Consider the following 12838-nt stretch of genomic DNA (forward strand, 5'->3'; position numbering starts at 1 on the left):
GGAACACCTCCCGGCGACGCGGCCCGCAGGCTGCAGCACCTACCGGCACCCGCGGCGACGATCCTGTCGGTGAGCGAACCCGACCTCGACGCGCTCGCCCAGGCGGGACGCGCCGACCTGCTGGCCGGCGAGGCCGAGCTCGAGCACTATGCCGCCGGTGCCGTGCGGCGCGGCAGCATCACCGCGCTGACCGGCTGGAGCCCGGCGCCCGCGGTCACCGCGCTCGCGGCGCGGCTGGCCCGGCTGGGTTCGGCGGTGGCGGTGCTGCGCCGCCCGCGCGGTGTGGATCCGCCGACGCTGTTGCGGTCCGGGAGCGCGGTGCGCCGCTCGTTCACCCCGCTGGTGGAGACCTACGGTTCGGTGCCGTACCGGGACCTCGATCCGACGGTGCTCGCCGCCATCGCCTACGTCGTGATGTTCGGGATGATGTTCGGCGACCTCGGGCACGGCCTGCTGCTCGTCGCCGGCGCCGCGTTCCTGCGGGCCGGCCGGCCGCGCCGGTTCGCCGGCGCACGCAAGGCCGCACCGCTGGTGTTCGGCGCGGGCGTCGCCGCATCCGGCTTCGGCGTGCTGTACGGGGAGTTCTTCGGACCGACCGGGCTGCTGCCGCCGCTGTGGCTCGAACCGCTGGCTGAGCCGATGCGCCTGTTCGCCGCGGCGATCGGGCTCGGCGCTGTCCTGCTGGCGGTGGCCTACGCGACCGGCATTGTCAACCGGTGGCGTGAGGGCGGGCCGAGGCTGGCCCTCTACGCGCCGTCGGGGATCGCCGGCGCCGCGCTGTTCCTCGGTGTCGGCGGGGTCGTCGGCGGCCTGTACCTCGACGTGGACCTGCTGGCGTGGTCGGGCGTCGCGGTCGCCACCGCGGGGCTGGTGCTCACCGGGGTGGGGCTGTTCGCGGGGTCGGGCGGCGGCGCGGCCGGTGTGCTGCAGACGGTCGTCGAGCTGTTCGACGTCGTGGTGCGGCTCGGCGCCAACGTAATCTCGTTCGCCCGGCTGGCGGCGTTCGGCATGACCCACGCCGCGCTGGGCTGGCTGGTGTGGCAGGCGACCACCGCGCTGGTGGCGGGTGGTCCGCTCGGCGTGCTGTTCGGCGTGCTGACCTTCCTGGCCGGCAACGCCGTCGCGTTCGCGCTGGAGGCGCTCGTCGCCGGGATCCAGGCGCTGCGGCTGGAGTTCTACGAGCTGTTCTCGCGGGTGTTCGAGATCGAGGGCCGGCCGTTCCAGCCGTGGCACGTGCCGATGGAGGTGTCCTGATGATCTGGTTGCTCGCCCTGCCCGTGCTCGTCGCCGGCTGCGCTGCGGCGGGCTGGTTGCTGCGCCGGCGCGGCCGCCTGGCGTTGCGTGTCTTCCTCGGCGTGAACGCGGGCCTGGTGCTGGCCGCCCTCGCGCTGCTCGTCGTCGCGATGTCCGCGGGCCCGGCGCAGGCGGCCGCCACCGCCGCACAGGGGGCGTCCGCGTCCGGCGGCTGGGCCGCGCTGATCGGCGCGGCGATCTCGGTCGCCGGCTCGTCGATCGGTGCGGCGATCGCGGTGGCCTACACCGGCGCGGCGGCACTCGCGGCGCTCAGCGAACGGCCGGAGCTCTTCGGCCGGGCCATGGTCATCGTGGGCCTGGCGGAAGGCATCGCGATCTACGGTCTCGTCGTGTCGGTGATCCTCATCGGGAAGGCCTGACATGGGCAGCGAGACGAGAAGAGAGGCGAAACGGATCGCCGTGATCGGCGAACCGGAACGGGTGTACGGGTACTCGCTCGCCGGGGCGATCGTGCGCGAGTGCCCGGACGCCGAGGCCGTCCGCTCGGCATGGGACACGCTCGGCGACGACGTAGCGGTCGTGGTTCTGACACCGACCGCGGCGAAGGCGCTCACCGACAGCACGAGACCGAGCGGTACGCGGGGACGCCTGACGGTGGTGTTGCCGCAATGACGCCGCTCGTCCAACCCCAGCCGGCCGAGGCGCTCAGGCCGCTGCGTGCCGAGCTGCTGCGCCGGGCCCGCACCGATGCCGACCGCACCCGTGAGGACGCCGCGGCGACCGCGGCCGAGACGCTTGCCACCGCGCGTGAGCGGGCCGCCGAGATCCTTGCGGAGGCTGAAGCGCGCGGCGAGGACGAGGCGGCGGAACTGCGGTCCGCCCGGCTCGCCCGGGTCCGTCGCGGTCTGCGCGCCGATGAGCTGGCGGCCCAGCGCGCCGTGTACGACGAGCTGTCCGAGCGCGTAACCGAGGCCGTCTGCCGGCTGCGCCAGGAACCCGGCTACGAGGACCTTCGGGACCACCTCGCGGACGCTGCCCGTCGTGTGCTCGGCGAGGACACGGTTGTCACCGAAGCACCAGGTGGCGGCATCCTTGCCGCGCGCCGGGGGCACCGGCTGGACTACTCGCTCACCGGCTTCGCCGCTCGGGCGGTGGCTCGTCTGGGCGCCGACGTTTCTGGGCTGTGGACGGTATGACGAGCACTCCGCGCGGGGAGATCACCAGGGTCGCCGGCCCGCTGGTGGAGATCGTCCACGCGGGCGACGTGGCCATGTCCGACGTGGTGCTGCTGGGCACAGACGAGCTCCCCAGTGAGATCGTCGCGATCCGGGACGGCTCGGTTACCGTGCAGGCCTACGAATACACCGGCGGCCTCGCGCCCGGCGACGCGGCCGTGCCCTGCGGTCATCCGCTGTCCGCGAACCTCGGTCCCGGCCTGCTCGGCGGGGTGTTCGACGGCCTGCTGCGGCCGCTGTCCGATGCGCCGACGTGGCTCGCCGCCGGGACCGCCGGTCGACCAGCCAAAGGCACTGCGCGCCTGTGGCCTTTCGAGCCGTCGGTCTCCGCAGGCGAGCGCGTCAAATCCGGCGCGGTTCTCGGGGTCGTGACCGGCACGGGTCCGCTGGCACACCGGCTTCTCGCGCCGCCGGGTGTCGGGGGTGTCGTCGACGAGATCGTGGCCGCCGGCCGCTACCGTGCGGACGACCACGTCGCGACCGTCGCCGGCGTACCCGTCGCCATGACCACCAGCTGGCCGGTGCGCCGTCCGCGACCCGCCTCGGCGCGGATCGAGACGGCCGAACCACTGCACACCGGACAGCGCGTGCTGGACCTGCTGTTCCCCATCGCGCGGGGGAGTACCGCAGCCGTGCCCGGTGGCTTCGGCACCGGGAAAACCGTTCTCCTGCAACAGATCGCCAAGTGGTGTGATGCCGATGTCATCGTCTACGTCGGCTGCGGAGAGCGCGGCAACGAGCTGGCGGAGATCGTCGGCGAGCTTTTCGAGCTGACCGATCCGCACACCGGTGGGCGGCTCGCGGACCGTACGGTGGTCATCGCGAACACCTCGAACATGCCGATGATGGCTCGCGAAGCGAGCATCTATACGGGAGTAACCGTAGCCGAGTACTACCGCGACATGGGCTACCACTGCGTGGTGATGGCCGACTCGACATCCCGCTGGGCGGAGGCGCTGCGCGAGTTCTCGTCGCGGAGCGGAGAGCTGCCCGCCGAGGAGGGCTACCCGGCCGGTCTGGCCTCGGCGCTGGCGGCGTTCTACGAACGCGCGGGGGTAGTCACCACACTCGGCGGCGGCACCGGCTCGGTGACGATCATCGGTGCCGTCTCGCCGCCAGGCGGTGACCTGACCGAGCCGGTCACCGCGCACACCGAGCGGTTCGTGCGGTGCCGGTGGACGCTGGACCGCGACCTTGCCTACGCCCGCCACTACCCGGCGGTCTCCTGGTCGGCGTCGTTCTCGCGGGACGCCGAGGCGCTCACCGCACACTTCCGGCACGGCGACGCCGACGGCGCCGACCCGGACTGGCCCGTCCGGCGCGGCCGGATGGTCGGCCTGCTCGCCGCGGCCGATCGGCTGGCCGCGCTGGCCGAGCTGGTGGGCGTCACCGCGCTGCCGAGCCACGAACGGATGACCGTACTCGGCGGCCGGCTGTTACGGGAGGCGGTGTTGCAGCAAAGCGCCCTGTCCACATCGGACGCATTCTGCTCGCCAGAGAAGGGTGCCGCACTCATCGACGCCGTGCTCGACGTGGTCGACGGATGCGAGCGCGCTACCGCCGCGGGCACGCCGCCGGGGGAGATCGAACGGCTCGATTTCGGGCCGTTGATACGCGCTCGCGAACAGGCCGGACCACACGACGTGGACGGCGTGCGCACGCACCGGGACGACATGCTCGCCCTGCTCGCCACGCTGGAAGGGGAGCGGCGATGAACGGTCCCGGCTTGACCTACACCGATGTGCGCGAGCTGCGCGGCCCGTTGGTCGTGGTCGGGGGCGTGTCTGGGGTCGGCTGGGACGAGTTCGTGCGGATCCGCGTGGCTTCGGGCCGCCGTCGGCACGGGCTCGTGCTCGAGGTCGACGGGGACCTGGCCGTCGTGCAGGTGCTCGAGGGGGTGGCCGGCATGGACGCCGCCGGCACGGAGGTGGAGTTCGAGGGGCGGCCGCTGCGGATTCCGGTCGGACCCGCCTGGCTGGGCCGGGTGTGCAACGGCCGGGGGGAGCCCGCCGACGGCGGCCCACCAGTGCTCACCGACACCACCGCCCAGGTGTCCGGGAATCCGCTCAACCCGACCTGGCGCGAGCCACCAGCCGAGCCCGTGCTGACCGGTGTGTCGGTGATCGACGCGCTGACCACGTTGGTGCGCGGGCAGAAACTGCCGGTGTTCTCGCTGCCGGGACTGCCGCACCTCGAGCTCGCCGCACAGATCGCGGCGCAGGCGACCGCGGCCGGCGAGCCGTTCAGCGTCGTGTTCGCCGGCATGGGTCTGACCCACCCGGACGCCGCATTCGTGCGGGACGCGCTGGAGGAACGGTCCGCGGCGGGCGAGCTCGTGCTGTTACTGAACACCGCCGACGACCCGGTGATCGAGCGCATCCTCACGCCACGCGTCGCGCTGACGGTCGCGGAGGACCTCGCGTTCAGTCCCGAGCCGTACGGCGGGCGCCACGTACTCGTGGTGATGACCGACATGACGAGCTACGCCGAGGCCCTGCGTGAGGTGTCCGCCGCCCGCGACGAGATCCCTGCCCGGCGGGCGTATCCCGGCTATCTGTACAGCGACCTCGCCTCGTTGTACGAGCGTTGTGGACGCGTGCGCGACAGGGCCGGGTCGGTGACCGTTCTGCCGGTGCTGACCATGCCCGGTGGCGACATCGGGCATCCGGTGCCCGACCTGACCGGCTACATCACCGAAGGACAGGTGGTGCTCGCCGCTGACCCGCACCGGCGCGGTGTCTACCCGCCGGTGGATCCGCTGTCGTCGTTGTCGCGGCTGATGCGCAACGGGGCAGGCCCCGGCCGCACCCGAGTCGATCACCTGCCGGTCGCCAACCAACTCGTCGCGGCGCTTGCCCGCGCCCGGCAGGTGCGCGAGCTGGCCGACATGATCGGCGCCGCCGCCCTCACCGATACCGATCGCCGGTACCTCGACTTCGACGACGCGTTCGGCGCCGAGTTCGCCGGCCAGCGCCGCGGCGAGCTGCGATCTCTCGACGAGACGCTGGATCGCGCCTGGCGGGTACTGCATCGGTTGCCCCGCACGGAGCTGCTCATGCTGCCGGCCGAACTGCTCGACGAGCACGGGGCCCGGTGATCGCCATGCCGGACCTGCGCGTGCCACCGGGACGTGCCGGACGTCTGTGGCTACGTCACCGGCTGGCGGTCGCCGAGCGCGGTGTCGCGCTTCTCGAGCAGAAGCTGCGCCTGCTCCGCGCCGAGCTTGATCGCTTGCGCGCGCGGCTCGAGCGGACCGAGCAGCTGTGGGCGGCACGCGCCACTGAGGCGGACACATGGGGTCTGCGCGCGGGTGTCGCCGGCGGCCGGCGGGCCTTCCGGCTCGCCCAGCCGGGTGAGCTCGCGGAGGTTCACGTCCACTGGACCGCGATCATGGGTGTGCACTATCCGGACCAGGTCGACGTCGTACCACCTGACGAGCACGCAGACGACCTGATCGTCGGAAACGCGGCGCTGCTGCGGGCGCGGAAGGCGTACCGGCTCGCACTCGAAGCGGCCGCGCGTCACGCCGCCACCAACGCCGCCGCAGAGATCGTCGACGCGGAAGTGATCACCACCCGGCAGCGGCAGCGGGCACTGCGCAGGCACTGGATCCCCCGGCTGCGCCGCGCACTCGACGACGTGGAACTGGCGCTTGAGGAACAGGAACGAGCAGAGGCGGTCCGGCGCCGATGGGCCGCCCGCGCCGATGCCCGTCATTGAGCTGGACGGTAGATGCGGTTCCGCGGATGCGCCGTCCGAGTAGTGCGAAGCGCGACGATCGCTTTGGTGCCAGGCAACTGAGTGGCCAGTCGCGACATGTCTACGTTTGAGGACGGCCGGCGTCGGGAATCACACCTGCGTCATTCCAGTGATCCGCCGTAGTGACATGGCTGGTCAACACGCGCTCAAGGAGGTTCTCATGATCATTCTTGGAGTCGTGCTACTCGTCATCGGTTTCCTCGCCAAGATCTCCATACTGTGGACGATCGGGATCGTGCTTCTCGTGGTCGGTGCGATCCTGGCGATCCTGGGCGGTACCGGCCGTCGCGTCGGCGGCCGGGCGCACTGGTACTGAGGGTCCCGCCCAGCGTTGGCACGGACCTGACGACCTTTATCGACCAGCGGCCGGACGAGCGCACCTGCATGGGCGCGCTCGTCCGGCCGAATCGATCACCGCGACTGCTAGCCATCACCGTCCGTAACGATGGAAATCGCCAGGTCGATCCACCTCGTGTAGCTGTCGACATGAGGTGAGATCGATGACCATAGCCGTTTCACTGAAGGTGCACGAGGGTGTGGTCCTGGCGTCCGACAGCGCGTCAACCCTTGCTCAGGTGCAGCCGGACGGCGCCATGTCGGTCGCGAACGTCTACTACAACGTCGACAAGATCGCGAACCTGATGAAGGGGCTGCCACTCGGCGTCATGACCTGGGGCGCCGGCTCCATCGGCCCGGAGTCCATTTCAACGCTGTTCAAGGATTTGCGGCAGATGCTCACGGGTGAGCGCGCAGGTCCCGATGGCGCGGACTGGAAAGTCGATCCGTCGGAATACGCGGTCGCCGATGTCGCCGATCGGGTGCGCGAGTTCATCTACCAAACGAAGTACTCCGCGGTCTTCGGCGACAACACGCAGGTTCCCGGCGTCGGTCTCGCGGTCGCCGGTTACTCGACCGGCGGACCACATGCCGAAGCGTACAAAATCGAGATGGACAGTAGCGGCTGTCCTTCGCCCGTGCAGATGTGGCCGGGCGCGGAATGCGGATTCTTCGTCGGCGGCCAGCCCGCGGCAGTCGCACGCCTCGTACACGGTGTCGATCCGCAAATCACGAGCGTCCTCGTCGACGCCCTGGGCATATCGCACGAACAGGCTGGACGCGCGACGAAGACAATCCGCGACCGGCTGGCCGCGCCGTTGATCCAGGAGCCGATGCCGTTCAAGGACGCCCTGGATCTCGCCGAGTTCTTCGTCGACCTCACCTGCCGCTACACCAGGTTCCTGCCGGAAGGCGCCACTACCGTCGGCGGACCGATCGAGGTCGCGGGCATCACGAAGCACGAGGGCTTCAAGTGGGTCAAGAGGAAGCACTACTACTCGGCCGAGCTCAACCCGGACGCGACGCGACTCTGAGCGGGACTGATCCCGGCGGGGCGCCGGCAGCGGCTGCGTGTCGACACCGCCCGATCAGTCAACCGGTGTCAGGCGGGCGATCGATCCGATCTCGAGGGCGACCCACAGTGCACCGTCCGGGCCGAGGGCGATGCCGTGCGGCTCCGATTCGGCGTGGGCAGGGCGTGGGTCTGGATGTCTCCGTTGGGGCCGATCCGGCCGATCCGACCGGAGCCCCATTCGGTGAACCAGCACGATCCGTTCGGACCGGCGGTGATGGCGTGCGGGCGGGCGGTGCGGTCGGGCAAGGGGAACTCGGTGATCCGGCCGTCGACCGTGATGCGACCGATCTGGCCGGCGCGGATCTCGGTGAACCACAACGCACCGTCGCCGCCGCGCGCAATGCCGACCGGGCCCGCGGCGACTGTGGGCAGCGGATGCGTGGTGACGATCCCGCCGGTGGTGATCCGGCCGATGGCGTCGGCCTGGTTCATCGTGAACCACAGCGCGCCGTCCGGCCCCTCGGTGATCATCGAGGGAAAGCAGCCCGCCGCCGGGAGGTCGAACTCGGCGACCGTTCCGTCGACGGTGATGCGGCCGACTTTGTCGGTGTTCATCTCGGTGAACCACACCGCGCCGTCCGGTCCCGCCGTGATTCCGAACGGTCCCGCGTCGGGGGTGGGAACATCGAAGTTCGTGAGCTGGCCGGCAACGGTGACGCGGCCGATCCGATGCCCCTGCGACTCGGTGAACCACACCGCGCCGTCCGCGCCGACCGCCAGGAGCGAGGGCCGGCCCGACGGCGGGTCAAGCTGGTAGGAACGGTGCTCGCCCGTGGGCGTCATTCGCCCGATCCGGCCCGCATGCACCTCGGTGAACCACACCGCGTCGCCGGGCCCGGCGGTGATCCCGTACGGTCCGGACTCCGGCCCGCCGACCGCGTACTCGGCAACCGAAATCAGCTCTTCCGCCATACCCGCCCCCTCGTGCTGACGATCTTCACAGAAGCCTACGAGGAAGGGGCAAGCGAATAGCCGGTTGCGCGGCACCGTCGGGCGGCACGTCGCGGCCGGCCGGGCTAGCGTTGTGCCGAGTCAGCTCGGTTACCCCTGGAGCGGTGGTGAGTTCCGTGAAGATGGCGATCATCGGTGCGGGCAACGTCGGCAAGGCGATCGCGCGTGCCGCGACACGCGCGGGTCATGAGGTGGTGATCACCTCGACCGATCCGGACCGGACCAGGGCGGTCGCCGACGAGCTCGCAGCCACGGCAGGGAGTTCGAACGCCGATGCCGTTCGCGACGCGGATCTGGTGGTGCTCGCGGTTCCCTACCACGCGGTCGCGGCGGTGGCGGACGAGGTGGCGGACGGGCTGGCCGGTAAGCCGGTGATCGATGCGACGAACCCGCTGGCGGCCGACGGTTCCGGACTGGCGGTGACCGATCGATCCGGGGCGGAAGCGGTGCAGGAGGCCCTGCCAGGTGCTTTCGTGGTCAAGGCGTTCAACACGGTGTTCGCCGCGAACCAGGCCGACCCGGTCGTCGACGGCACGCAGCTGGACGGGTTCTTCGCCGGCGATGACGACGCGGCCAAGGCTGTGGTGGCGCAGTTCCTGTCCGCGGCCGGTTACCGGCCGGTCGACGCCGGTGACCTCGCGGCCGCCAGGGCGCTGGAGCACATGGCGTTCCTGAACATCGCGTTGAACGCCCGCAACGGGTGGGCGTGGCGGAGCGGCTGGAAGCTCGTCGGCCCCACCGGCTGAGGGGCGATCAGCCCGACTGATCCGTGCTCCCGGATGGGTTGATCGCGCCGGTCAGCTTCTCCGACGGTGCGGGTGGAGTCTCGTCGGCGTGGCCGCCGAGCGGGCCGACGTACTTCTCGGCGCGTGTTCGCTCGAGCATGTGTGGGTAGTGGAGGTCGAACGCGGGGCGTTCGGAGCGGATGCGGGGCAGCTCGGTGAAGTTGTGCCGGGGTGGCGGGCTGCTCGTTGCCCATTCGAGGGAGTTTCCGTAGCCCCACGGGTCGTCCATGGTGGCGGGCTCGCCGTAGCGGTAGCTGCGGAAGACATTCCAGACGAAGGGGAGCACCGACGCGCCGAGGATGAACGACCCGATGGTGGAGATCGTGTTCAGCGTGGTGAACCCGTCGGTGGGCAGGTAGTCGGCGTAGCGGCGGGGCATGCCTTCGTTGCCGAGCCAGTGCTGGACGAGGAACGTGACGTGGAAGCCGAGGAATGTGGTCCAGAAGTGCAGTTTGCCCAGCGGTTCGTTGAGGTAGCGGCCGGTGATCTTGGGGAACCAGAAGTAGATGCCGGCGTAGGTGGCGAACACGATGGTGCCGAACAGGACGTAGTGGAAGTGGGCGACGACGAAGTAGGTGTCGGTGACGTGGAAGTCGATGGGCGGTGAGGCGAGCAGCACGCCGGTGAGGCCGCCGAGCAGGAAGGTGATCAGGAACCCGATCGAGAACAGCATCGGGGTCTCGAAGGTCAGCTGCCCGCGCCACATGGTGCCGGTCCAGTTGAAGAACTTGATGCCGGTGGGTACGGCGATCAGGAACGTGGCCATGGAGAAGAACGGCAGCAGCACCGCGCCGGTGGCGAACATGTGGTGTGCCCAGACGACGACCGACAGCGAGGCGATGGCGAGCGTCGCGTACACCATGCCGCGGTAGCCGAACAGGGGCTTGCGGCTGAACACGGGGATGACCTCGGTGATGATGCCGAAGAACGGCAGCGCGACGATGTAGACCTCGGGGTGGCCGAAGAACCAGAACAGGTGCTGCCAGAGGATCGCGCCGCCGTTGGCGGGGTCGAACACGTGCGCGCCGATCACCCGGTCGGCGAGCAGCGCCAGCAGTGCCGCGGTGAGGATGGGGAAGGCGATCAGCACGAGGATGGTGGTGATGAGGATGTTCCAGGTGAAGATCGGCATCCGGAACATCGTCATCCCGGGGGCCCGCAGGCAGACGACGGTGGTGAGCATGTTGACGCCGCCGAGGATCGTGCCGAGCCCGGCCAGCACGAGCCCGACGATCCACAGGTTTCCCGCGACGCCGGGGGCGTGCGTCGCGTCGGACAGCGGCGTGTACGCGGTCCAGCCGAAGTCCGGGGCGCCCGCCGGTGTGACGAAGCTCGACATCACGATGAGGCCGCCGAAGAGGAACAGCCAGTAGGAAAGCGCGTTCAGTCGGGGGAACGCCACGTCCGGCGAGCCGATCTGCAGGGGCAGGACGAAGTTCGCAAAGCCGAACAGGATCGGTGTCGCGTACAGCAGCAGCATGATCGTGCCGTGCATGGTGAACAGCTGGTTGTACTGCTCCTGCGAGAGGAACTGCAGACCCGGGCGGGCGAGCTCCGCGCGCATCAGCATGGCCATCACGCCGCCGGCCATGAAGAAGGCGAACGACGTGACGAGGTAGAGCACGCCGATCTGCTTCGGATCGGTCGTCCGAATCCACGCCAGCAGTGCCGAGCCTCTCGGGCCTCGTTGGTAGGCACCGGGGTGTATGCGAACCGGGGTGGGTTTCACTGCGGTCATGTCCAACTCCCGCCCTTGAACAGCCGGCGGCGCGCATCTTCATGGTTCACCTCGAACCGACCGGCAGCAACCGCAGTACCCCGCCGCGGTGTGCCCATGCGCGCCCGTATCGCGCGAGTTGCACGGGCCGGTCCGGCGTGTTCGTCTGGTCGGACACCTTGCGGTGGAGAAGGCGAGGGCCCGTGATGGACGTGCCTCAGGTCGTGTGGTGGTGCACGATTGTCGGGATCGTGGGGCTGCTGGCGTTCGACTTCCTGGTGCACGTACGGAAGGCACATGTTCCTACGCTGCGTGAAGCGGGACTGTGGTCCGCCGTGTACGTGGGGATCGCGATCGTGTTCGGCGCCGGCGTGCTGGTCTTCGGCGGCACCCAGATGGGGACCGAGTACTTCGCCGGCTACGTGACGGAGAAGGCGCTGTCGGTGGACAACCTGTTCGTCTTCCTGATCATCATGTCCAGCTTCCAGGTGCCCCGCGCGGACCAGCAGAAGGTGTTGCTGTTCGGCATCGTGTTCTCGCTGGTGGCGCGCACCGGTTTCATCCTGCTGGGCGCGGCCCTGATCAACCTGTTCGCCTGGGTGTTCTACCTGTTCGGGCTGCTCCTGCTGATCACCGCCGGCAACCTGCTCAAGCCGGCGGGGGAGGACAGCCACTCGGCGGACAACATCATGATCCGCATCGCCCGCAAGCTGCTCCACACGACCGACACCTACGACGGCGACAAGCTGTTCACCGTCGAACACGGCAGGCGTGTCATGACGCCGATGCTGCTCGTCATGGTCGCGATCGGTGGCACCGACCTGATGTTCGCGCTGGACTCCATCCCGGCGATCTTCGGGCTGACCCAGAACGTCTACCTGGTGTTCACCGCGACCGTGTTCTCGTTGCTGGGCCTGCGCCAGCTGTACTTCCTCATCGACGGCCTGCTGAACCGGCTGATCTACCTGACCTTCGGACTGGCCGCGATCCTGGCGTTCATCGGCGCGAAGCTCATCCTGCACGCTCTGCACGAGAACAACGTGCCGTTCATCAACGGCGGCCAGCCGGTCGACGTGGTCGAGATCAGCACGGGACTCTCCCTGAGCGTGATCTTCGCGGTCTTGCTCGTCACCATCGCGGCCTCGCTGGCGAGCCCGTGGGGCCGGGCGCAGAACGCGATCTGTGCATCCCGCCGGCACGCGGCCGAGTACCTCGACATCGAGGCGGACCCCGGCCGGCGCGAGGAGGTCTTCGCCATGTTGCTCGCCGAGGAGGCGACGCTCAAGAAGCTGCCGGAGAAGTACCGGGCACGTATCCGGGAAGAGGAGCAGCTGATGGCCCTGCTGCGCCGGGCACACGCGGAACACGCGCGCGGCCTGGCAGGCGCCACGGGCCGCCCCGGGACCTGACGATGGCCGCCGGGCCGCCCTCCGGTCACAGCCACGCCGAGTGGTGAGGTGTTGAGCAGACCCCGGGGGTTCGCTCGATAGTCGCCGTCAGGGCGGCCTGGGCCCGGGCCGCCCTGACGGCTGGGGGTCCGTGCGAGTCGGGTTTTGGTGGGCGCCGCCGCGCACGGATCGGGAGATGGCTCGGTCCCGGCATTTCGGGCTTCACGTGCTCGTGGTGCCGGACTTGGTTCCTGCCGTCCGCGATGGCCTGGACGGCCTCGATGCCCAGGATGGCGCGAACGATGCCACCACCCGTTGTCGGGTGGGAACAAACACGA

General features: G+C 69.8%; 12 protein-coding genes and 1 pseudogene. 11 read left to right on the forward strand and 2 right to left on the reverse strand.

What is annotated here, in order from left to right; genetic code table 11:
• The 9 genes from VH969_RS27750 to VH969_RS27790 form a co-directional block, all read left to right on the forward strand.
• Positions 1-1254 (forward strand): V-type ATPase 116kDa subunit family protein (locus VH969_RS27750; RefSeq protein ID WP_331979480.1); only part of this gene is annotated, 1254 nt, incomplete at its 5' end.
• Complete coding sequence (locus VH969_RS27755; RefSeq protein ID WP_331979482.1) at positions 1254-1673, forward strand: ATP synthase subunit C; 420 nt, start codon at positions 1254-1256, stop codon at positions 1671-1673. The genes VH969_RS27750 and VH969_RS27755, both read left to right, overlap by 1 nt.
• Before the next feature lies 1 nt (position 1674).
• A complete protein-coding gene (locus VH969_RS27760; protein WP_331979484.1) occupies positions 1675-1926 on the forward strand; it encodes a V-type ATP synthase subunit F in 252 nt (83 codons plus the stop codon).
• Positions 1923-2450, forward strand: coding sequence for a hypothetical protein (locus tag VH969_RS27765; protein WP_331979486.1), 528 nt, complete (start codon positions 1923-1925; stop codon positions 2448-2450). The genes VH969_RS27760 and VH969_RS27765 overlap by 4 nt, the downstream gene beginning before the upstream one ends.
• Positions 2447-4204 carry a V-type ATP synthase subunit A gene (locus tag VH969_RS27770; protein WP_331979488.1) on the forward strand — a complete coding sequence of 586 codons (1758 nt, stop codon included), beginning with the start codon at positions 2447-2449 and terminating at the stop codon, positions 4202-4204. The genes VH969_RS27765 and VH969_RS27770 overlap by 4 nt, the downstream gene beginning before the upstream one ends.
• The gene (locus VH969_RS27775) at positions 4201-5586 is read left to right on the forward strand and encodes a V-type ATP synthase subunit B (protein ID WP_331979490.1); all 1386 of its coding nucleotides are present in this window, start codon (positions 4201-4203) and stop codon (positions 5584-5586) included. The genes VH969_RS27770 and VH969_RS27775 overlap by 4 nt, the downstream gene beginning before the upstream one ends.
• Positions 5587-5591: 5 nt before the next feature.
• Entirely contained in the window at positions 5592-6209 is a 618-nt protein-coding gene (locus VH969_RS27780) for a V-type ATP synthase subunit D (RefSeq protein WP_331979492.1), read from the forward strand.
• Between the two features lie 199 nt (positions 6210-6408).
• Positions 6409-6564: a hypothetical protein gene (locus VH969_RS27785; RefSeq protein ID WP_331979494.1), complete on the forward strand. Its 156-nt coding sequence runs from the start codon at positions 6409-6411 to the stop codon at positions 6562-6564.
• A 184-nt stretch (positions 6565-6748) separates the two neighbouring features.
• Positions 6749-7618 (forward strand): hypothetical protein, encoded by an 870-nt coding sequence (locus tag VH969_RS27790; protein ID WP_331979496.1) that lies wholly within the window; start codon positions 6749-6751, stop codon positions 7616-7618.
• A 54-nt stretch (positions 7619-7672) separates the two neighbouring features.
• Here the strand turns inward: VH969_RS27790 and VH969_RS27795 are convergent.
• A pseudogene (locus VH969_RS27795) lies at positions 7673-8571 on the reverse strand (Vgb family protein).
• Between the two features lie 146 nt (positions 8572-8717).
• Between VH969_RS27795 and VH969_RS27800 the strand changes: the two are divergent.
• On the forward strand, positions 8718-9356 hold the full coding sequence (locus VH969_RS27800) for an NADPH-dependent F420 reductase (protein WP_331979498.1): 639 nt from the start codon (positions 8718-8720) through the stop codon (positions 9354-9356).
• Between the two features lie 7 nt (positions 9357-9363).
• Here VH969_RS27800 and ctaD read toward each other — a convergent pair whose 3' ends face one another.
• Positions 9364-11133, reverse strand: a complete 1770-nt coding sequence (ctaD, locus tag VH969_RS27805) for an aa3-type cytochrome oxidase subunit I (protein WP_331979500.1) — start codon at positions 11131-11133, stop codon at positions 9364-9366.
• Between the two features lie 185 nt (positions 11134-11318).
• On the opposite strand from ctaD, the gene VH969_RS27810 reads away from it, so the two are divergent.
• Positions 11319-12521 carry a TerC family protein gene (locus VH969_RS27810; protein ID WP_331979589.1) on the forward strand — a complete coding sequence of 401 codons (1203 nt, stop codon included), beginning with the start codon at positions 11319-11321 and terminating at the stop codon, positions 12519-12521.
• The last annotated feature ends 317 nt before the right edge of the window (positions 12522-12838 follow it).

The organism is Actinophytocola sp., assembly GCF_036555685.1.
GTDB lineage: Bacteria > Actinomycetota > Actinomycetes > Mycobacteriales > Pseudonocardiaceae > Actinophytocola.